A 20,313-nucleotide genomic window follows, 5' to 3' on the forward strand; every position below is an offset into this window, starting at 1 on the left:
GAATGGGGTGCAGGCTGCTTTTCCAGGCTGCCTGAAAAAGAATGAATGGATATATCCTTGTTCTAATTTAGATACTTCGCCAACACTGCCTGCTTTTGCGCGGGCAGGGATTGGATTTTTTGCTCGCAGGCGGCGATTTCGGCTTCGTATCCGTCAATTTGGGTGATGATGGATTTTTGGGTTTCCAGGTTGGGAACGGGAATCTGCAAATCTTCATAAAATGAGGCAGGCACTCGGCGGTGTCCGCTTGAACCTGTCATTTGTTTTTCGGCAGCCTGACGGATTTGTTTACGGTTTAAGGCATAGAACAAGAAAGCTGGCAGAATTTGGGTTTGATCAGCTCTGAAAACATGAAACTCCGAACTTCCCATACCGATACCGTTTGATAACCCTGTTACCAAAGCACATTTTCCGTTTTCCATACATGGTGTTATTTTGGCAATGATGACATCGTTCTCTCTGAAATAAGTATAAGAGCCCTTGCGTAGTTCGCTTAACGGCTTTTCCGTTTTGTGTTCGATAAATCCATGATTGCTGACTGAAGCCATTTCCACAAAAGAAACTGTTAAGCTGTCCGCCAAAGATCTGATTTCTGATTTTGATGGATTAATACTAGATAATTCATTGATTTTAAACCATTTTACCACCCCCCCGCCTGAATCACTTCCAAGTCATTGAATATGTTTGCAATCTTGGCTCGGTATTCTTCGATTTTCATACGGGTATGGTTAAATTCGTCATCGATTTTTTGGCATTCTTCCACAATTTTTTGTTGGATATCCAAGGGTGGAAGCGGGATTTTAATATTATTTATATCGTTTTCATTTAACGAAGGGTAGCCAGAATTTGCTTTTATATCTTGCGCCTTTATCAATGTCAGAATTTCATATAAGAACTCAGTTAAAATTTGATTATTATCAGCAATAATTGTTGCCAAATGAGAAACAACATAGCCATCACATCCCATAATTACCCTATGGTTTAGATATGTTGAAGCACCAGATTTTGGCATTAAAATAGTTCCTTTAGGGAATTTCTTCAAATTTTCAATCCCCTTTTCATTTAAATAGTCTGAAACTTCTATTAAGTTTTTAGATAAATGGACTTTGCCGACATCTGATGTTCTGAAGAATGGATACTTGCCATCTGTGTATAAATGTCTTTCTTGAGGTGCGCTATTCCCACTTGAAACGTTTGCAATGCTCCCCAGCCTTACTAATGTATATTTGCTCACAATCTCAACTTTTTTCTGTGCACTTGTCCGAATAGCTTTATCAAAATCCGCACGTTCGAAATCCAGCATTTCTGTCAGCGGCAGCAGTGCGGCAAATTTTGCCAAGTGTTCGGGTATGTTTTGCAGGCTACCTGAAAAATTTTGCCGTATCAGGCTGTTGAGTTTGGTTTCGTCGAACAGGTTTTGCGGGTTGAAGAGCGGGGTTTGGATTTTGTTGATGCCCTGTAAATTTTGCAGCCCTTCTTCGCCCGTTTCAGCCTGCCCGCTCAGATACTTGATGCCTTCATTGCCCTTTGCTGCGCTCCATTCATAACCCAAAAAGGCTTTTTTCTCTTTGGTTTCGGCCGGCATTTTCACTACCAGCACGTTTTGCGGATTGTTGGCGGCGAGCATGAAATGGCGCAGTTTGTCGGCTTCAATCTCTTTAGCGAAATCGAGCCATGCTTTTTCCATATCGGCACTTTTGGGCAGCTTTTTCTTGTCGAATGCTTTTTTGTATTCCTGAAACACTTCGGTTTCGGCAATTTCTGGCGGCATTTTGCTTTGCGCCGTTAAAAAGGCCTGGTATTGCGCCAGATCGAAGCCGCAATGCCCGCAGTAGTTTTGCAGCAGATGGCTGTCTTCAAACAGGTCGTCAAAACTGAAATTGCCCGATTGCCATTGTTCTACGCGGTTTTGGTAGTGTCCGGCAAGGTTTGGCGTATCGGATTTGCGGCGCAGAAACAGGGTGGCGGTGTTGGTGCCGGTTTTGCCGAATGTGCCGGAACCGAATTCGGCAATGGCGACCAAATCAAAGTATTGCAGGATGATTTCGCGGCATTTGATGTAGATGTTGCCGTTGGTCAGGATGCTGGACGGCAGGATGATGACGGCGATGCCGCCCGAATGCAGGAGCTGTTTGGCTTTTTCGATGAAGAAGGTTTCGATGCTGTTGAAGCTGTCTTCATCGGAAACATGAGGGTAGAGCGTAAATCGGGCTTTGTCTTCTTCGCTCAATGTAGTGAGAAAACCTTTGACACTGTACGGCGGATTGGCAACGAGCAGGGAAAAGCCGCCGTCTTTGAGGTTGCCGTTTTGGGCAAGCGCATCGGCATAGATAATGTTCATTTCGTCCTGCCCGTACATAAAGGCGGACACTTTGGCGACTTTGGAGAGACGATATTCTTTTTCCACGCCGTAAATGTGGGGGTAGAAATCGGCGGGATTTTGCCCGCTTTGCAGCAGGGGTTTAATTTGGCTTGCGTATTCGGTAAGGAAATGTCCTGCACCGCAGGCATAGTCAATTACTTTTGGGGTTTCGCTGTTTTGCAGCAGTTCAGTCAGTGGCAGGCTGGAAATCAGGAATTTAACTATCGGCATGGGCGTGAAAAACTGTCCTTCAGACTGCTTTATGCCCTGGTCTAGGAAGCCTTCAAACAAATCACCGAGAAGCTGGTGCTGCTCTTCTTCGTTTTTGAGTTTGATGTCCTGTAACATCTGCACGATTTCTTTCAGAATGACGGCGTTTTGAAAGAAGAGCTTTTCGTTATGTACGTCCAAAAAGGCAAAGGGATTGTTGGAATAGAATTTCAGTTGGGTGAAATATTCCATTACCGTGCGTTTGGTTTCATCTTTTTGGTTTTTGAACAGATGAAAGGCGTTATTCAGTGTTTCCGCGCTGATGTAGGTTACGTCTTCGCCCAAAAATTCTTTCATGCCGGTTTGGTAAAGCTGTTGCAGGCGGTCTTGCAGGTCATAGTGGTTGTCGCTGGCCGCGCCTTTCCAATAGACCTTTAAATTTTCGGGGTTCGCTTTTTCATCAACGACTTTGCACAGAAACAGGTTTACCAGTTTGTCGAATGCATTTTCACGCGCGGAAACATTGTGTTGGCGCATGATGGTGGCAAACTGGTGGTATTTTTTCTGAATGGTGTTGTTGTCCACAATTTTTAAATCGCGCACATTGTAGGGACGGCTGCCGATATTGAATGGTGCGGATTCAAATAGATTGTGGGAAATAAAGTCCTGCTGGTAGGTTTCGCTCCATACTTTGAAATAGTCGGATTTTGAGCCATTTTCCTCCTGCACTTTTTTGAAACTCAGTAGCTTTTCGTTACTGCCCAGATATTCGTCGTTATCCTTCATAGAAATCAGGTGGTAAACGGATTCTGCCTGATTGTTGACGAAATCGCTTGCATACAGACATAGCCATTGTGCCTGGCGATAACTGTTGTAATAGTTAAAAAGCTGCCCGCCGTCTTTCTGCATCTTCGCCCATGCACGGGAAAATTCTTTGCTTTTGTCGCCATCTACCGTTTTGCATTCGATAAGCAGATAGGGTTGCCCATCATTATCCTGCACAATGATGTCGCAAAATCCGCCCGTCATGCCGTGTCCGCCGGGCATACCCTGCTCCAAAATGATGTGTTCGGGTTTGTAGCCCGATTGCAGCAGGTTATGTATGCATTCAAATACGACAAAGTTTTCAGGCTGACTGAAATTTTTGGTAGTGTCGCGGTGGGCAGTTACACCTTTAGGATAGATGATTTTTTCATTGGCAAAGTTGATTTTTAGTTCGTGTCCGTGCAGGGATTTTGTATAGATTTGGTTTTGTTTGGTGAAGCCCAAATGGGTTAGGAATTGAGGCAGGTTTTGTTTGGTAATCATAATTGAAAGGTTCTTAAAAAATAGGGGAAAAGGAAAGGTTGCCTGAAATAACCGTTTTAAGGTTTTCTTGTTTACAGGCTGGGCTACCTGAAAAATATCATAAGCTTATTCTGCATCATATTATTCGTTATTGTCATAAGAAATGTAGAGCCAGTTGTCCTAGCCGAATAATTCCAGCAGTGCGTCAAAGCAGTTTTGGTTGGCAGTACCGTTGCGTTACTATTTTCGGCACGCTCGCGCTTTTCGTCTTGGAAGAGGCGGGCAAATTGGGCGGCAAGGCGGTATTTGTGTTCGTAGGTGTGGGCGGTCATGGGGGAGGGGCTTTCGAGTTGGGGGTGCGGTCGGTTGTTTATTTTGGCAGATGGGTGTTCGTGGTAATTGTGTCGCCTGCGGCAGTTATAAAGAAATCCTTTATAACTGAATTTCCATCTAATTCATTGTCTTCCAATATATTTTTTATGTGTAGGCCGATATTTTGCACGGAGGTGTCAAAAAGTTCGGCCAGTTGGCTTTGGTTGAGCCAGACGGTGTGTTCCTGCACCAGCAGGTTCACTTGGATGCGGCCGTCTTCGGTTTGGTAAATCAGAATTTCGGACATGGTTTTCCTTGTTTACAGGGCGGCAGGCTACCTGAAAATCGGATTATGCCATATCCACCAATCAGTTTTAGCCTTGCAGAAAGTCAGTCCCCTTATGGTAACTTTAGTTTTCAGGTAGCCTTCCTACCTAAACTCAGGCTACCTGAAAGCCGCCGTGCGCAAACTTTGCTAAAATGCCGCCAACTTTTTCTATGGAAACCGTTATGCAACAGCAGCCAGACGACCAGCAGGAATGGGTGAGCAAAACCCGCCGCAAAAAAGAAATGCACGATTTGCAGGATTTGGGCATGCAGCTTGCCCGCCTTTCCGGCGACACCTTGAAGAAAATCGAATTGCCTGAGGAATTGCGCGAAGCCATTGCCATGTATAAGAAAATCAACAGCAACGGCGCGCTCAAGCGGCAAACGCAATACATCGGCCGCCTGATGCGCGATCTCGATCCGGAGCCGATCCGCGAGTTTCTCGACAAACTGCAGGGCAGCCACGCTGCCTACAACGCTTTCTTGCAGCGTGTGGAACAGATGCGCGAAACCCTGTTGGAAAACGACGATGCGCTCACCGACTTCCTGCGCGATTACCCCGCCGCCGAAGCCGGCCAGTTGCGCACCCTGATTCGCAACACGCGCAAGGAACGCGAGCAGGCCAAGCCGCCCAAACACTTCCGCGCGCTCTACCGCTACCTGAAAGAAGCGATGGAGGCGGATAATCCCGCCGCAGATGTGCCGGAGGAGGAAGACGGGCAGGGTGTGGAGCAGGAATAAGCGGTTTAGCCCTAGCTAGCAAGAAAAGGCTACCTGAAAAACGGTTTTCCAGTTTTCAGGTAGCCTTTATTTTGTTTGCCGGATGGTGCCTGGCTTGGTGCTGATAGCGGATGAAAATCAAAATAGGGTAGGGTGAGCCAACTCCGTATTTAATCCGCTATGCTGCGGCCAGTCGGGCTTGGTTGGGCATCGCGGTTTCATCCTTTTGATTTCACTGTTGGGGGGTATGCTAACAAGGAGAGGGCATCCATCCCGATTGTGGCTTAACCTTGCCATTTCGGCAAACGCGCTATAATGCCACGTTTTCCAGTTTTACCCCGCAGCGGAGCAGCACCATGACCTCATCCAGCCAACGCCCAGCCGATTCCTCCCATGCCGACGGACAAACGCCGAGGCGGCGCGCGTGGGCGGGCTATACCGACCGCCGCGCCATCGCCATGTTGTTGCTCGGTTTTGCGGCGGGGATTCCGATTTTGCTGATTTTCTCCAGCCTCTCGCTGTGGCTCACCGAAGCCGGCGTCGACCGCGCCACGGTTACCATGTTCAGCTGGGCGGCATTGGGCTATTCCTTCAAATTCATCTGGGCGCCGTTAATCGATGCGCTGCCGCTGCCGTGGCTAACGCGCCGTTTCGGGCAGCGGCGCGGCTGGTTGCTGCTGGCGCAGGGGCTGATTATCACCGCGATTTTGGCGATGGCCGCGCTCAATCCGGCTAATGCGGCGGTGTTGCCGTGGATGGCGGCAGCGGCGGTGTTGCTCGGCTTTTCTTCGGCCACGCAGGACGTGGTGATTGATGCCTACCGCATCGAAAGCGCGCCGGGCGATGCGGCGATGCAGTCGGTGATGTCGGCCACCTATACGGCGGGCTACCGCGTGGGCATGATTGTGGCCGGGGCGGGCGCGTTGTGGCTGGCCAGCGGCTTCGGCTCGGAAAAGGGACATTATCTGTATGCCGCTTGGCGCAACACTTATTGGCTGATGGCGGCCACCATGGGCGCCGGCGTGCTCACCACGCTGTGGGTGGCCGAGCCTGCGGTAAAACGCGAACGGCCGGCCGGCTTGGCGCTGGGCGACAATGCGCGGCTGGTGGGCTTGTTTGTGTGCGCGGTGGCGGCTTTTGTGCTGGTGTTCCGCTGGGCTGGCGGGTGGCTACCTGAAAACCAAGGGCCGCTGCTTTCCCTGTTGTGGGAAGGCGCGCGGCTTTCGGCGGCATTGATGGCGGCGGTGCTGACGGGGCGGCTGTTGGTGATGCTGGGGCTGGTGTGCGGCGAAGTGGTGCGGCAAACCTGGGTGTTGCCGCTGGCCGACTTTTTCCAGCGCTACGGCCGCCATGCCGCGCTGCTGTTGGCCTTAATCGGGCTATACCGCATTTCGGATATTGTGGCCGGGGTGATTGCCAATGTGTTTTATGCCGATATGGGCTTCAGCAAAGACGAGATTGCCGGGGCGGTGAAAACCTTCGGCGTGCTGATGTCGATTGCCGGCGGCTTCTTCGGCGGCCTCTTGGCGCAGCGGTTTGCCGTGATGCGCATGATGATGCTCGGCGCCGTGCTGGCTTCGGCCACCAATTTGCTGTTTATCCTGCTGTTTTGGCAGGGGCACAATCTGCCCTTCCTCTATTTGGCCGTGGCCTTCGACAATCTGGCGGGCGGCTTGGCCAGCGCCGTATTCGTGGCCTTTCTCTCCTCGCTCACCAGTATCCGGTTTACCGCCGTGCAATACGCCCTGTTTAGCTCGCTGATGACGCTACTGCCCAAAACGCTGGGCGGCTACTCCGGCAGTATCGTGAACCAAATCGGCTACGACGGCTTCTTCCTCTTCACCGCGCTCTTGGGCCTGCCGGTGCTCGGCCTGGTGTGGCTGGTGGGGCGCAAGCTGCCGCTGCGGAGGTGAGGGTTCAGGTAGCCTCAAGCAGGGATGAAAGGCTACCTGAAAACAGAAATTCCAACGAAATTAATCTTAACTGCTTAAAAATAATTATATAAAACAAGCCACAATATTCCACCGTAGACACACCGTCCGCCTTTTGGTGTAGACTGCACGCCACCCAGCGTTATTTTTAGGAGTCAAACCATTATGCTGAAAAATATTCTCACCGCCGCCGTATTGTCTGCCTTGCTCGGCGCCTGCGCCGCTACCGGCAGCGGCGATGCCTTCCCCGCCCGTGCCGACCAGCTTTCCGCTCGCACTGAGCAGGCTGCCGCCGCCCTGCGCCAACGCGAAGCGCAAGAAAATATCATTGCCTACTACGATGCTGACGGCGACGCTGCCGACCGTCCGATGAAAGGCGGCTATTACCGCGTGCTGCTCGGCCGCACAGCCGACGGCAAAGCCGTGGTGCAGGATTTCTACCAAGACAGCCGCACCAAGCAGATTAACCCCGTTATCATCAGCAAAGACAGCGAGCTGAAAAACTCCAGCTCCGAAGTGATTGAAGGCTTGGTGGTGTGGTACACCCCCGAAGGCCGCCTCACTAATTTTGCCGAAATCCATGACGGCAAATCGCAACGTGTCGGCATGTATGCTGAAAATGGCCAGCTGGTGTTGAGTATTGCGGGTGAGCCGGATGTTAAAGATACACCCTTCGAAATAAAAGGCTTCTACGAAAACGGCAAACCGATGTTCGAGCTAATTGATAACCACACCGACAACGGTTTGGTGCGCACCTACTACTACACCAACGGCAACAAGCTGATGCAGAGCGTGGGCAAAGAGAATGCGGTTAAAACCGAATTCTGGAAAGAAGACGGCAGCAGCGCTACGGCAGACGAGGTGCAGACTCAGCTGCGCGAGAGCCTCCAGCGCGTGAATTATCTGATGAGCAAACACCTGCGCTAAAGCTGGTATAAACCATCAAAGGCTACCTGAAAACCTTCAGGTAGCCTTTTGCTATGGCGGTGTGGGTAGCATCCTGTATGGAAAAATAATGAGTTTGGCTATAGAATTGCATCAATCTACCAATCGCGCAGATACTCACCAATTCCAATAGGGAAATCTATGAATAAACTCTTCGCCACTGTGGCTGCGGCCCTGTTGCTGGCCGCCTGTAATCCCAATCAAAACAATAGCCAAAACAACGCAGTATTTGCACCGCCGGCTGCTTCCAACACTGCCGAAGGCCAGCAGGCGCCTGCTATGGCCTTGCCTGCCGATGCAACAGAACTTGAAGCGGCGGCTGCCAAAGCCGTGGAAGGTTATCAGCCTGCTGCTGAGAAGCAGGTGATTTATTTCGACAAAGATTCCAAACCCACCGATAAACCCAGCGTCGGCGGCTATTACCGCGAAGTGTTGGGCACCATGCCCGACGGCCGCCTAGTGGTGCAGGATTTCTACCAAGACAGCGGTAAACCGCAGATTCTGCCCGCCATTATCTCCAAAGACGGCGATCCGAAAAATTTCTCCACCGATGTGAACGATAGCCTGGTGGTGTGGAAAGAGGAGGACGGCACGGTATTTGCCGCCGGCAAATTTACCCAAGGCAAACTTGACGGCTGGTACGGTATGTACCGCAACGGCCGCCAGGTTCTCCAAGTTCGTGATAGTGGGTCTGAGTCGGATGACGAAGTGGTGTTCTTCTATAACGATGGCAAACCGATGGTGTGGGGTCGTTCCGCTGCAGACAAGCAACGTCTCATCTTAAACCACTATTATCCAGGCGGTGGCATCATGCTTCACTCCATTGTCAACATCAACGGGACAGAGCAACCCGTTCTCTCCGCTTGGGACAAACAAGGCAAACCCACCTCCGTGGACGCCATCAAAGAAGATTGGGAACCCATTCGATCTTCCTTGGTTGAGCTGCAAGAGTATATGGAGCAGCTCAAAACTGTGATAGGCGACGGACAGTCTGCTTCCGAGCCTAAGTAACGCAATGACCTTACAGCCGCTTAACGCAGAGTGATGCCAACACTTTCCTATGCTAAGCGGCTGATTCTTTCTCCACCCCGCTTTTCACACAAAAGGAGCTTCAATATGTCTCAATTCGACGTAGTGGTAATCGGCGCCGGCCCCGGCGGTTATGTTGCCGCCATCCGCGCCGCACAGCTGGGTTTCAAAACCGCCTGTATCGATGCCGGCGTGAATAAGGCCGGCGACGCCCCTGCTTTGGGCGGCACCTGCCTGAACGTGGGCTGCATCCCTTCCAAAGCTCTGTTGCAATCGTCCGAGCATTTCCATGCTGCGCAGCATGACTTTGCCGAACACGGCATCACTGTGGGCAATGTGCAGTTTGACGCCGCCAAGATGATCGAGCGCAAAGACGCCATCGTCACCAAGCTCACGGGCGGGATTAAGTTCCTGTTTCAGAAAAATAAAGTAACCAGCCTGTTCGGCACGGCCTCCTTCGTGGGTAAAAACGGCGATTTCTGGCAGCTGGAAGTGGACGATAAAGGCGCAAAAACCACGGTTGAGGGTAAGCACATCATCGTGGCCACCGGCTCCACCCCGCGCGCGCTGCCCTTGGTGGACATCGACAACGTAAACGTGTTGGATAACGAAGGCGCGTTGAATCTGACCCAAGTGCCGGCCAAGCTCGGCGTTATCGGCGCAGGCGTCATCGGTTTGGAAATGGGCTCGGTGTGGAAACGCGTGGGCGCGGAAGTTACCATTTTGGAAGCCTCCTCCGTGTTCCTTGGCGCCGCCGACCAGCAGATTGCCAAAGAAGCGTTCAAATACTTCACCCGCGAGCAAGGCTTGAACATCCAGCTGGGCGTGAAACTGAACAAAATCACCAGCGGCAGCAAAGTGGTGGTGGAATACAACAACGCCAAAGGCGAAGCGCAAACTGCCGAGTTCGATAAGCTCATCGTGGCCATCGGCCGCATGCCCAACACCCACGGCCTGAATGCCGAAGCGGTCGGCCTGCAGAAAGACGAGCGCGGTTTTATCGTGGTGGACGGCGAATGCCGCACCAACCTGCCCAACGTATGGGCCATCGGCGACGTGGTGCGCGGCCCGATGCTGGCGCACAAAGCCAGCGACGAAGGCGTGGCCGTGGCCGAACGCATCGCCGGGCAGAAACCGCACCTCGATTTCAACACCATCCCGTGGGTCATCTACACCGACCCGGAAATCGCCTGGGTGGGCAAAACCGAAGAGCAGCTCAAAGCCGAAGGCGTGGACTACAAAAAAGGCACGTCCGGCTTTGCCGCCAACGGCCGCGCCATGGGTTTGGGCAAAGCCAAAGGTACGGTTAAAGTACTGGCCGATGCCAAAACCGACCGCATCTTGGGCGTGCACATGATCGGCCCGATGGTAAGCGAGCTGATCAGCGAAGGCGTGGTGGGCATGGAGTTCTGCGCCAGCAGCGAAGACATCTCCCGCATCGTCCACGCCCACCCGACCCTGTCGGAAGTGGTGCATGAAGCCGCCCTGGCCGCCGACAAGCGCGCCCTGCACGGCTAATCCTGCCGCCGCCTGCCTTGTGCGAAATGGCGCGCAGGGCAGGCAGGATGTGATGAAGGCTACCTGAAATGGTTTGCAGATTTCAGGTAGCCTTTTGTGTGCCTGCCGATTATGGAGCGGGCTTGGTTGGGGCTATCTGAAATGCTGAAGAAGCGGGTTTGATGATGTGGGAATCAACGGCGTTGTACCGCTCGGTCTTCTTCTTTTCCCATTCTCTGTATATCCGCCCTGCTGCCACAGCTAAGGCTACCTGAAAATAGGGCGAACGTATTTCCGGCTTCGTTGATGCTCTGCTTTCAGGTAGCCTGCAACGTTGCCGACGGCAGCCGATTTCGTGGGGCGGGGTTGATATAGTGAATTAAATTTAAACCAGTACAGCGTTGGCTCGCCTTGCCGTACTATTTGTACTGTCTGCGGCTCGCCGCCTTGTCCTGATTGAAATTTAATCCACTATAATCCGCCCGCCCAAACTGCTGATGCCGTGCTAAAATCCGCCCGTTGCCAGATTAGGGATAACGGCCATTCCGTTGGCCGATTGATTTTCAGGTAGCCTCTCCTCGGCTTGAGGCTACCTGAAAATTTTCATATCCATCCGGTCGCTCTTGCCATCCATTCAGAATACGAAAGCCCATGATCCGACACCGCCTCCTCCCCATCTTCGCCGCCCTCCTGCTCGCCGCCTGTACCGGCCTTGGCACGCAAATGTCTGCCGAAAGCTGGCGCGACGATGCCGCCACGCCCGAATTTGAAGCCTCCGGCCGCATGGGCGTGAAGGAAAACGAACGCGGCAGCTATGCCAATTTCGATTGGCTGCGCACAGCCGCCGTGCAGCTGTTTGAAGTGAAAACCCCGCTGGGCAACAGTGTGGGCCGGTTGTGCCAAGACGGCGGCGGGGTGCAGGCGGTGGCGTCCGACGGCCAGGTTTTCCGCGCCGCCACCACTGCCGAACTCAGCCGCCAGCTACTCGGCTACGACCTGCCCGTGGCCTATATCGACCGCTGGGCCAACGGCCTGCGCGTGCCCGGCGAGCCCTACAGCGTGCTGCCCGACGGCCGCCTGCAGCAAATGGGCTGGAAAATCCAACGCAATTTGGGCGAAGACGGCCAAGTGCGCATGCTGCTGCTGGAACGCACCGGTCTGAGCCTGCGCCTGGTGTTCGACCGCTTCGGCCAGCCGGAGCAGCGCCCCGGCAGCTGCGCAGATAATGCCGGGCAGGCCGTATGATGCAGCCGCACCCCGCCGCCCTTGCCTTTCCCGCCCCGGCCAAGCTCAATCTCGACCTGCGCATCATCGGCCGCCGAACCGACGGCTACCACCTGCTCGAAAGCATCTTCTGCCTGATTGATTTGTGCGACACAATATGGCTGCTGCCGCGCAAAGACGGGCAAATCATCCTGCACAACCCCGCCGGCGGCATCCCGCCCGAACAAGATTTGAGCCACCGCGCCGCCCGCCTGCTGCAACAGTTTTCAGGTAGCCCCAACGGCGTGGAAATCTGGCTGGACAAACATATTCCCAGCGGCGGCGGGCTGGGCGGTGGCAGCTCGGATGCCGCTACCGTGCTGCTTGCCCTCAATCATTTGTGGCACACTGCCGTGCCGCCCGAAACGCTGCGGGCGCTCGGCCTGAAGTTGGGTGCGGACGTGCCATTTTTTCTGTTCGGTCAAAGCGCTTTTGTGCAAGGCATCGGCGAAATCCTGAGCCCGCTGGCCGTGCCGGAACAATGGTATGTAGTGGTGCGCCCCGGTGCGCATGTGGCCACGCCGAAAATCTTTGCCCACCCTAATCTCACCCGCAACAGCCCGTCCTGCGCCCAGCCTGGTTTCACGCAACTGCAACCTTTCCGCAACGATATGCAGGCCGTGGTGCTGGCCGAATACCCGCCCGTGGCCGCCGCCTTCCGTCTGCTGCAAGATTACGGCATGCCGCAGCTAACCGGTTCCGGTGCCTGCCTGTTTATCGCCTGCGCCACGCAAGGCGAAGCCGAGTATATCTATAGTAGGCTACCTGAAAATCTGGCTGCCTGGTGCGTGCGCGGTTTAGATAGGCATCCCTTGCAAGGCATCCTGAAAAATATAGTGGATTAAAATTAAGAATGCTACGGTGTTGGCCCGCCTTGCCATACTAGTTGTACTGTCTGCGGCTCACCGCCTTATCTCAATTTTATCCACTATGACAAAAACATCAGGCACGCTTGACAATATACCGAAAAAAACGCATAATTCGCCCCTTTCTTGAATCGCCTGCCGCAATAGCAGGATTGTACTGGGGATTCGCCAAGTTGGTTAAGGCATCGGATTCTGAATCCGACATACGTAGGTTCGAATCCTACATCCCCAGCCAGATTCGTAAACAATACATTTGGGGATTCGCCAAGTTGGTTAAGGCACCGGATTTTGATTCCGGCATGCGTAGGTTCGAATCCTACATCCCCAGCCACCTTACAAAAGCATGTACGCGTACATGCTTTTATTTTTATTGTATGCACCATACACTAAAAGGCTACCTGAAAACGAGCGTAGCGAGTTTCGCCAAAACAAAATCGGTTCGAAAACCGGAGTGGTAAGAATTTTCTTGCCGTGGAAACCCGTTTATTCGGTTTTGATTGCTCAATTAAGGGCGAAAGCAAACCATGCTCAGGCATTCGTTGCCCGCCCCCGATATCAAGCAGGTACAAATGGTGGATATTCCGCACAAACAGCACTTTGGTTTTGCCTGCGCTCGGCGTATAATCTACCATTTGCAAGCCAGTCAAACCCAAGCGCGAGGGAGCGGCAATGTTTCCCACAGTCAGCGGCGAGACCGCAAACAACACAGGTAATGAAGAAATGGCATACGAAAGTTTAATGGTATTCGCCGGCAACGCTAGCGCCGGCTTGGCTGAAAATGTGGTGAAACACCTCGGTATTTCATTGGGGAGTGCTTCCGTTGGCAAGTTTTCCGATGGCGAAGTCGCCGTGGAACTCTTGGAAAATGTGCGTGGCCGCGATGTGTTTATCTTGCAGTCCACCTGCGCACCCACCAACGATAATCTGATGGAGCTGCTCACCATGGCCGACGCGCTCAAACGCGCTTCCGCTGGCCGTATTACCGCTGCCATACCCTATTTCGGCTATGCCCGCCAAGACCGTCGCCCGCGTTCCGTGCGCGTGCCGATTTCCGCCAAACTGGTGGCCAATATGCTCGCCACCGCCGGCATCGATCGTGTACTGACTGTGGATTTGCATGCCGACCAAATCCAAGGTTTTTTCGATATCCCGGTGGACAACATCTATGCCACCCCGATTTTAGTTCACGACATCCTGCAACAGCGCATCGAAAACCTCACCGTGGTCAGCCCCGACATCGGTGGCGTGGTGCGCGCCCGTGCCGTGGCCAAAGTGCTGAACACCGATTTGGCGATTATCGACAAACGCCGTCCCAAAGCCAACGTGGCTGAAGTGATGAACATCATCGGCGATATCCAAGGCCGTACTTGCCTGATTGTGGATGACATGATCGATACTGCCAATACTCTGTGCAAAGCCGCTTCCGCCTTGAAAGAGCGCGGTGCAGAACGCGTGTTGGCCTATGCCACCCACCCCGTGTTCTCCGGCGAAGCCGTGAACCGCATTGCATCGTCTGATATTGACCAAGTGGTGATTACCGACACCATCGCCCTGTCTGATGCCGCCCGCAACTGCGACCGTATTCGCCAAGTTACGATTGCCGGTTTGCTGGCCGAAACCATGCGCCGCATCAGCAACGAAGAATCTGTCTCATACCTCTTCAACGAGGATGTGGCATCCCCGGGAGCATTATTCCTCCCGTAATCCCTTGCCGTCAGGGTTGGTCGCAGCCCGGCAGACGGCTTTATTTAACTTAAATGGAGTTTTACTATGTCTTTCAAAATTGAAGCCCAAGTGCGCGAAGAGCAAGGTACTGGTGCGAGCCGCCGCCTGCGCCGCGAAGGCCGTGTGCCTGCCGTAGTTTACGGCGCCGGCTCTGACGCCACTGCTGTTTCCGTTGACCACAAAACCGTATTCTTTGCCCTGCAGAAAGAAGAGTTTCACACCGCCATCATCAAACTGGCGCTGAACGGCAAAGAGCATGACGTGATTGTGCGCGACTTCCAGATGCACCCCGTTCGCCGCGAAGTGCGCCACATCGACTTCCAAATCGTAGAAGCCGGCAAACCGATCAAAATCCGCCTGCCGCTGCACGTGGTTAATGCCGAGAAATCTCAGGCTGTTAAACTGCAAAACAGCCGCGTGGCTCTGCTGAGCACCAGCGTGGAAGTGCTGCTGGATCCAAAACACATCCCGTCCGAACTGGTTTTGGATTGCGAAAAAGTTGTGGCTGGCGATGTATTGCACCTGTCCGACATCCAATATCCAGAAGGCGTGGAAAGCACCTCCCTGCGCCGTGGCGCCAACTTGGCCGTAGCCACCGTAACCGCCGCAGGCAAATAAGCCATAGCTTTGATAACAAACCCCGCTGCAAAGCGGGGTTTTGTTTGGCCGGTGTTGCGGTGTAAAGGCTACCTGAAAAGTTATAGCTGGCAGTTTCGGGCAGCTTCTTCGTATTTGAAAAGGCTACCTGAAAAAGCTTCACCGTCTTCTTCAGCCCGCAGCCCTGCTGCGTTTGGTGTTAAAATCCTGCCCAAACCAAATTACGGAAAAACCATGAACCACACTCTTGAAGTCAGCCCCATCAGCCGCCCCGTGCTTGTTCCGCCGGGAGGGCAAAACAAAGTCTTGCTCCATTCCTGCTGCGCCCCGTGCAGCGGCGAAGTGATGGAAGCCCTGCTTGCTTCCGGCATCGACTACACCATCTATTTCTACAACCCCAATATTCATCCGCTCAAAGAATACCTGTTGCGCAAAGAAGAAAACATGCATTTTGCCGACAAATTCGGCATTCCTTTCATCGACAAAGACGACGACTACGAAAACGACCGTAAAGAATGGTTTGAGAAAGCCAGGGGCATGGAATTCGAGCCCGAGCGCGGAGTCCGTTGTACCATGTGTTTCGATATGCGCTTTGAAAAAGCCGCCCAATATGCCTATGAAAACGACTTTCCTGTGTTCACCAGCAGTCTCGGCATTTCCCGCTGGAAAAATATGAGCCAAATCAATGATTGCGGCCACAGTGCCGCCAGAAAACATCCTGGTTTGGTGTATTGGGACTATAATTGGCGCAAAGGTGGTGGCAGCTCGCGCATGATAGAAATTAGTAAGCGCGAGCACTTCTACCAGCAGGAATATTGCGGCTGTGCCTACTCACTGCGTGATTCTAACGCCCACCGTAAATCGCAAGGGCGGCCGCCGATTAGAATCGGGGTGAAGTATTATGGTGATGAAGAGGATGCAGGTTGAATGCTGCCGATTACATGGAAAAGCTACCTGGAATTTTCAGGTAGCCTTTTTATTGCAACTTTAATTGCAGCAAGCGGGTACGAAAAAGCTGCTACATAGCTTGCAGCGAGCAAAACCGATATAGGCGTAGACTACCTGAAATCCTGTAGACGCGGGGTTGATACCCGCCCAAGGCTACCTGAAAATCCCGGCGCACATTTTTCAGGTAGCTTCCACTTCTATTAAGAAAGAGAAAATCGCTGAAAGGCACTGTATTCGGCGTTTGTAAAGCACTTTGGTTTGCTGATTAGGAAAATAAATGTTGGGAAATGCAAATTTATGCTTGCACGCAGGCGCAGTGCATACTAATATGTGCCACACCAAGTCCCCCTTTGTGCAGGAAAAGCGGATGTGGCTTTCATTTGGATACCGTCCGTATTCTTCTGCCAAAGGAGGAATTATTTTTTGTTACAACAGCGCCGCTTGGCCGGAAGCAGGCTTGCCATGGTTGGATGAGGCGCAACGCAGCATTTTTCAGGTAGTCTGTACGCAGGCATAGAAAAACAGACCATTAGCAAGGAATCCTTTATGACTACGCCAACCAATGAACGCTTTACCACTCCCGTCACCGAAGGCGGCTCATCCAAAGGTGATTTTTTCGGCCATCCACGTCAATTGGGTACCATGTTCCATATTGAGCTGTGGGAACGTTTCTCTTTTTACGGCATGCAGGCCATCCTGTTGATTTACCTCTACTACGCCACTAAAGACGGCGGCCTGGGCATCGATAAAAATCTGGCCGGCGGTGTGGTAGGCGCATACAGCGGCAGTATCTATTTGGCCACCATTCTGAGCGGCTGGTTGGCCGACCGCGTATTGGGAGCGGAAAAAACCCTGTTTTGGTCGGGCGTGGTGGTAATGCTCGGCCATATTGCCCTGGCTGTGCTGCCGGGTTTGGGTGGGCTGATTGTTGGCCTGGTGCTGATTGCCTTGGGAAGCGGTGGGGTGAAGTCTTCTGCCGGCGCCATGGTGGGATCGCTATATGAAGATCCGTCGCGGCGGCACCTGCGCGATGCGGGATTCTCAATTTTTTACACTGCCATCAACATCGGCGGCTTTATCGGTCCGTTGCTCACCGGTTGGCTGCAGTTGAAATACGGCTTCCACTACGGTTTCGGCGCGGCAGCTATAGGCATGGCTTTCGGCCTGTGGCAATACTGGCGCGGCCGTAGCCAATTGCCGCCCTCTCCGCCTGCCAATCCGTTGCCGCCCGAGCGGCGCAAACTGGCTGTATCCATTGCGGTAATCGCTTCGATGGTGCTAGGTGGCAGTATTGCGGGTAAGCTGTTGCATCTGGAAAATTTTTCACGTGTACTCTTGATTGTGGTAATTATTACCAGCCTTACTTATTTCGTGCGCATGTTTACCAGTGAGCAGGTTTCTTATGCGGAAAAACGCCATATTCTGGCCTATGTACCGATGTTTGCGGTAATGTGCCTGTTTTGGGCGGTGTGGTTTCAGATTTACACTGTGGTAACCATTTACTTTGACGAAACGTCTAACCGCGTGTTGTGGGGCTTTGAAATCCCCGTGGCTTGGCTGGCCGCTTTACAGAGTCTGTGGGTTATCGTATTTGCCGGCCTGATGGCTGCGCTGTGGACCAAAATGGGCACCCGCCAGCCGAAAACACCCATGAAATTTACCTTGTCGATGGTGATTCTGGGTGCATCCTACCTGTGCTTCATTCCTTTCCTTTCCTCCGGTCAGGTTATGCCGCTGGTGGTAATGGCGCTATTGATTCTCACGATTACCATTGCTGAGCTGCTGCTCTCGCCGATTTCTTTGTCGTTTGCCACCAAAATTGCGCCCGAAGTATTCAAAACACAGATGGTATCGTTCAATTTCCTTACCATTTCGTTGGGTTTCACACTGGGTGGGGTACTGTTCGACCAGTTGTATAATGCTACCAAGGTAATTGAATTCTACCAACTGTTGGGCATCCTCGGCATCAGTGCAGGCGTGGTGTTGCTGGTGATGCTGCCTATGTTGAACCGTCTGTTGAGCGACATAGACTAAATTGCATGATTTTCAGGTAGCCTCAAGTTACCCACTCACTAAAACCTCTGCCGGAAAATGCTGTCGTGGTGGTTTTCCATACTTCTCTAACTAGGCAATATGATTGCATTAACTTTGCATTTGAAAAATCATATTTGCCGCTTTGTAAGCGGATTGTTTTCAGGTAGGCTTGCAGCTGCCGGCGATATTTAATATAGCAACGATAAGCGGCAATAAATGCGTACTTTACAATCAGACAAGTTAAAGCAGCAACACCTTGCATCAGCAGCATCTTTACCAGTAACTGCCAAAGGAGTCAGCTATGAGTAATATTCACGCACAACGTCTCGCCGCCCTGCGGCAAACCATGCAAGAACAGAAAATTGACGTTTGGATTGTGCCCTCCGCCGACCCACATATTTCCGAATACTTGCCCGAACATTGGTGCGGCCGTGCTTGGTTGTCCGGCTTTGATGGCTCGGTCGGCACGCTGGCCGTGAGCGCTGATTTCGCCGAATTGTGGGTGGACAGCCGTTATTGGGAACAGGCCAAACGCCAGCTCGAAGGCAGCGGTTTCGTATTGCAGAAACTCGGCCAGAGCTACCCCACCATGGTTGAATCGTTGGCTGAGAGGCTGCCTGAAAACTCCGTAGTCGGCATTCCGGCAGATGGTTTGTCGCTCTCACTCAAGCACGAAATGCAGGCTGATTTTGCTACGAAAAACATCTACCTGCGGCTTGATACCGACCTGCTCAATAACTTCTGGCACGACCGCCCCGGCTTGCCGGAAAGTCCTATTTTCGTACACGAAGCCCGATTCTCGCCAGAAAGCGTGCCGGAAAAACTTGCCCGTGTGCGTGCCGCAATGAAAGAACTTGGTGCCGACTGTCATTTGGTTTCCTCGCTCGACGACATCGCTTGGATTACCAGTCTGCGCTGCAATGACGTGCCGTTCAACCCCCTGTTTATCTCCTATCTGCTGATTGATGCCGAACGGGCTACCCTGTTTGTGAACCCCACCAAGCTCACTGATGCCTGCCGCAAAGTGCTGAACGAAGCCAAAATCGACGTGGCTGAATACCGCAGCGTGGTGGATGCCGTGAGCAAACTCAGTGGCAGCCTCCTAGTCGATCCCGACCGTACCGCCGTTTACACCTTGGGCAAGTTGCCTGGCAGCGTGCGTGTAATTAAAGACATCAACCCCAGCACCCTATTTAAAGCCTGCAAGTCTGAAGCCGAAATCGAACACGCCAAACATGCCATGGTGCGTGACGGCGTGGCTTTGTGCGGCTTCTTTGCCGAGCTAGAGCAGAAACTGGCCGCCGGCGAAATCGTTACTGAGCTGGATATCGATACCATGTTAATCGACCACCGCAGCCGTCAGGCCGGTTACATTTCGCTCAGCTTTGATACTATTGCCGGCTTCAACGAGAATGCCGCTTTGCCGCACTATGCCGCTACACCCGAGCACTATAGCACCATCACAGGGCAGGGCATCCTGCTGATCGACTCCGGGGCACACTATCTGGACGGTACCACTGATATCACCCGCGTTATCCCTATTGGTTCGCCTACTGCCGAGCAGAAACGTGACTACACCCGCGTGCTAAAAGCACACATTGCCCTAGCCGAAGCAGTGTTCCCGGAAAATCTCTCCGGTCAAGTACTGGATGCCATCTGCCGTGCACCGCTGTGGAAAGAGCAGTGCGACTACGGTCACGGTACCGGCCACGGTGTAGGTTATTTCCTCAACGTGCACCAAGGTCCGCAGAAAATTGCTTACAACACTTCTGGTCTCAAGTGCAACAATATGAAAGAAAACATGATTACCTCCAATGAGCCTGGTTTATATCGTTCGGGCAAATGGGGTATCCGCATTGAAAACCTGGTAGTGCACCGTCGCGTGAAACAGCCGAAGGAAACCGAATTTGGCCAATACCTGTGCTTCGAGCAGCTTACCCTGTGCCCAATTGATACGCAGCTTATCGAACGCAGTATGTTGAGCGACGACGAAGCCGCTTGGCTAAACGACTACCACTCCCTCGTGCGCGAAAAACTGGCCCCGCATACCGAAGGTGCAGCTAAAGCATGGCTGGAAAAGAATACCCAGCCCATTTGATTTTGATGATGTGGTTCAATAACGTGCTGACAAAAGACTACCTGGATTTCAGGTAGTTTTTTGCCTTTCAGGCCATATTTTCTGCCTGGAAAAGGGCAATTTCCGTTTCGTGTAAAGAAATTTTTACATAACTTGTTTTTACAAATAATAGACTTACGGTCA

17 protein-coding genes, 2 tRNA genes and 1 pseudogene are annotated in these 20,313 nt (G+C 52.5%); 14 read left to right on the forward strand and 6 right to left on the reverse strand.

The window, feature by feature from the left end:
* Nucleotides 1–62 precede the first annotated feature (62 nt).
* The 4 genes from A7P99_RS04945 to A7P99_RS04960 form a co-directional block, all read right to left on the reverse strand.
* Nucleotides 63–647, reverse strand: a complete 585-nt coding sequence (locus A7P99_RS04945; protein WP_197481757.1) for a restriction endonuclease subunit S — start codon at nt 645–647, stop codon at nt 63–65.
* Nucleotides 641–3,880: an N-6 DNA methylase gene (locus A7P99_RS04950; RefSeq protein WP_067686693.1), complete on the reverse strand. Its 3,240-nt coding sequence runs from the start codon at nt 3,878–3,880 to the stop codon at nt 641–643. The genes A7P99_RS04945 and A7P99_RS04950 overlap by 7 nt, the downstream gene beginning before the upstream one ends.
* Nucleotides 3,881–3,963: 83 nt before the next feature.
* The gene (locus A7P99_RS04955) at nt 3,964–4,191 is read right to left on the reverse strand and encodes a hypothetical protein (protein WP_067527474.1); all 228 of its coding nucleotides are present in this window, start codon (nt 4,189–4,191) and stop codon (nt 3,964–3,966) included.
* 38 nt (nt 4,192–4,229) lie between these two features.
* Nucleotides 4,230–4,478: a hypothetical protein gene (locus tag A7P99_RS04960; RefSeq protein ID WP_067448659.1), complete on the reverse strand. Its 249-nt coding sequence runs from the start codon at nt 4,476–4,478 to the stop codon at nt 4,230–4,232.
* Between the two features lie 203 nt (nt 4,479–4,681).
* On the opposite strand from A7P99_RS04960, the gene yjgA reads away from it, so the two are divergent.
* From yjgA to lpdA, 5 genes are all read left to right on the forward strand, one after another.
* A complete protein-coding gene (yjgA, locus tag A7P99_RS04965; protein ID WP_067448656.1) occupies nt 4,682–5,239 on the forward strand; it encodes a ribosome biogenesis factor YjgA in 558 nt (185 codons plus the stop codon).
* A gap of 437 nt (nt 5,240–5,676) precedes the next feature.
* Complete coding sequence (locus A7P99_RS04970) at nt 5,677–7,131, forward strand: MFS transporter (protein WP_082880731.1); 1,455 nt, start codon at nt 5,677–5,679, stop codon at nt 7,129–7,131.
* A gap of 183 nt (nt 7,132–7,314) precedes the next feature.
* Nucleotides 7,315–8,076, forward strand: a complete 762-nt coding sequence (locus A7P99_RS04975) for a hypothetical protein (RefSeq protein ID WP_067448653.1) — start codon at nt 7,315–7,317, stop codon at nt 8,074–8,076.
* Between the two features lie 159 nt (nt 8,077–8,235).
* Nucleotides 8,236–9,105, forward strand: coding sequence for a hypothetical protein (locus A7P99_RS04980; protein WP_067527475.1), 870 nt, complete (start codon nt 8,236–8,238; stop codon nt 9,103–9,105).
* A 105-nt stretch (nt 9,106–9,210) separates the two neighbouring features.
* Entirely contained in the window at nt 9,211–10,641 is a 1,431-nt protein-coding gene (gene lpdA / locus A7P99_RS04985) for a dihydrolipoyl dehydrogenase (protein WP_067448649.1), read from the forward strand.
* Nucleotides 10,642–10,989: 348 nt separating this feature from the next.
* On the opposite strand, the pseudogene A7P99_RS10020 reads toward lpdA, so the two are convergent.
* Nucleotides 10,990–11,099: pseudogene (locus A7P99_RS10020) on the reverse strand (IS5/IS1182 family transposase); the annotation flags it as partial.
* A gap of 172 nt (nt 11,100–11,271) precedes the next feature.
* On the opposite strand from A7P99_RS10020, the gene A7P99_RS04990 reads away from it, so the two are divergent.
* The 8 genes from A7P99_RS04990 to A7P99_RS05025 all read left to right on the forward strand — a co-directional run bounded on the left by A7P99_RS04990 (nt 11,272) and on the right by A7P99_RS05025 (nt 18,053).
* Nucleotides 11,272–11,865 carry an outer membrane lipoprotein LolB gene (locus tag A7P99_RS04990; protein WP_067686694.1) on the forward strand — a complete coding sequence of 198 codons (594 nt, stop codon included), beginning with the start codon at nt 11,272–11,274 and terminating at the stop codon, nt 11,863–11,865.
* On the forward strand, nt 11,862–12,728 hold the full coding sequence (gene ispE / locus A7P99_RS04995; RefSeq protein WP_067527477.1) for a 4-(cytidine 5'-diphospho)-2-C-methyl-D-erythritol kinase: 867 nt from the start codon (nt 11,862–11,864) through the stop codon (nt 12,726–12,728). The genes A7P99_RS04990 and ispE overlap by 4 nt, the downstream gene beginning before the upstream one ends.
* Nucleotides 12,729–12,907: 179 nt before the next feature.
* Nucleotides 12,908–12,984, forward strand: a tRNA-Gln gene (locus tag A7P99_RS05000).
* A gap of 19 nt (nt 12,985–13,003) precedes the next feature.
* Nucleotides 13,004–13,080: transfer RNA gene (locus A7P99_RS05005), tRNA-Gln, on the forward strand.
* A gap of 389 nt (nt 13,081–13,469) precedes the next feature.
* On the forward strand, nt 13,470–14,453 hold the full coding sequence (locus tag A7P99_RS05010; RefSeq protein WP_125080640.1) for a ribose-phosphate pyrophosphokinase: 984 nt from the start codon (nt 13,470–13,472) through the stop codon (nt 14,451–14,453).
* 66 nt (nt 14,454–14,519) lie between these two features.
* On the forward strand, nt 14,520–15,092 hold the full coding sequence (locus A7P99_RS05015) for a 50S ribosomal protein L25/general stress protein Ctc (protein ID WP_003824618.1): 573 nt from the start codon (nt 14,520–14,522) through the stop codon (nt 15,090–15,092).
* Between the two features lie 213 nt (nt 15,093–15,305).
* Entirely contained in the window at nt 15,306–15,998 is a 693-nt protein-coding gene (locus A7P99_RS05020) for an epoxyqueuosine reductase QueH (RefSeq protein ID WP_067448643.1), read from the forward strand.
* Nucleotides 15,999–16,565: 567 nt separating this feature from the next.
* Complete coding sequence (locus A7P99_RS05025) at nt 16,566–18,053, forward strand: peptide MFS transporter (RefSeq protein ID WP_067444462.1); 1,488 nt, start codon at nt 16,566–16,568, stop codon at nt 18,051–18,053.
* Between the two features lie 22 nt (nt 18,054–18,075).
* On the opposite strand, the gene A7P99_RS10025 is transcribed toward A7P99_RS05025, so the two are convergent.
* Nucleotides 18,076–18,324, reverse strand: coding sequence for a hypothetical protein (locus A7P99_RS10025; RefSeq protein WP_151086412.1), 249 nt, complete (start codon nt 18,322–18,324; stop codon nt 18,076–18,078).
* 30 nt (nt 18,325–18,354) lie between these two features.
* Between A7P99_RS10025 and A7P99_RS05030 the strand changes: the two genes are divergently transcribed.
* Nucleotides 18,355–20,151, forward strand: coding sequence for an aminopeptidase P family protein (locus A7P99_RS05030; RefSeq protein WP_067448637.1), 1,797 nt, complete (start codon nt 18,355–18,357; stop codon nt 20,149–20,151).
* Nucleotides 20,152–20,313 lie beyond the last annotated feature (162 nt).

This window comes from Eikenella sp. NML120348 (assembly GCF_001648435.1).
GTDB classification, from domain to species: Bacteria; Pseudomonadota; Gammaproteobacteria; order Burkholderiales; family Neisseriaceae; genus Eikenella; species Eikenella exigua.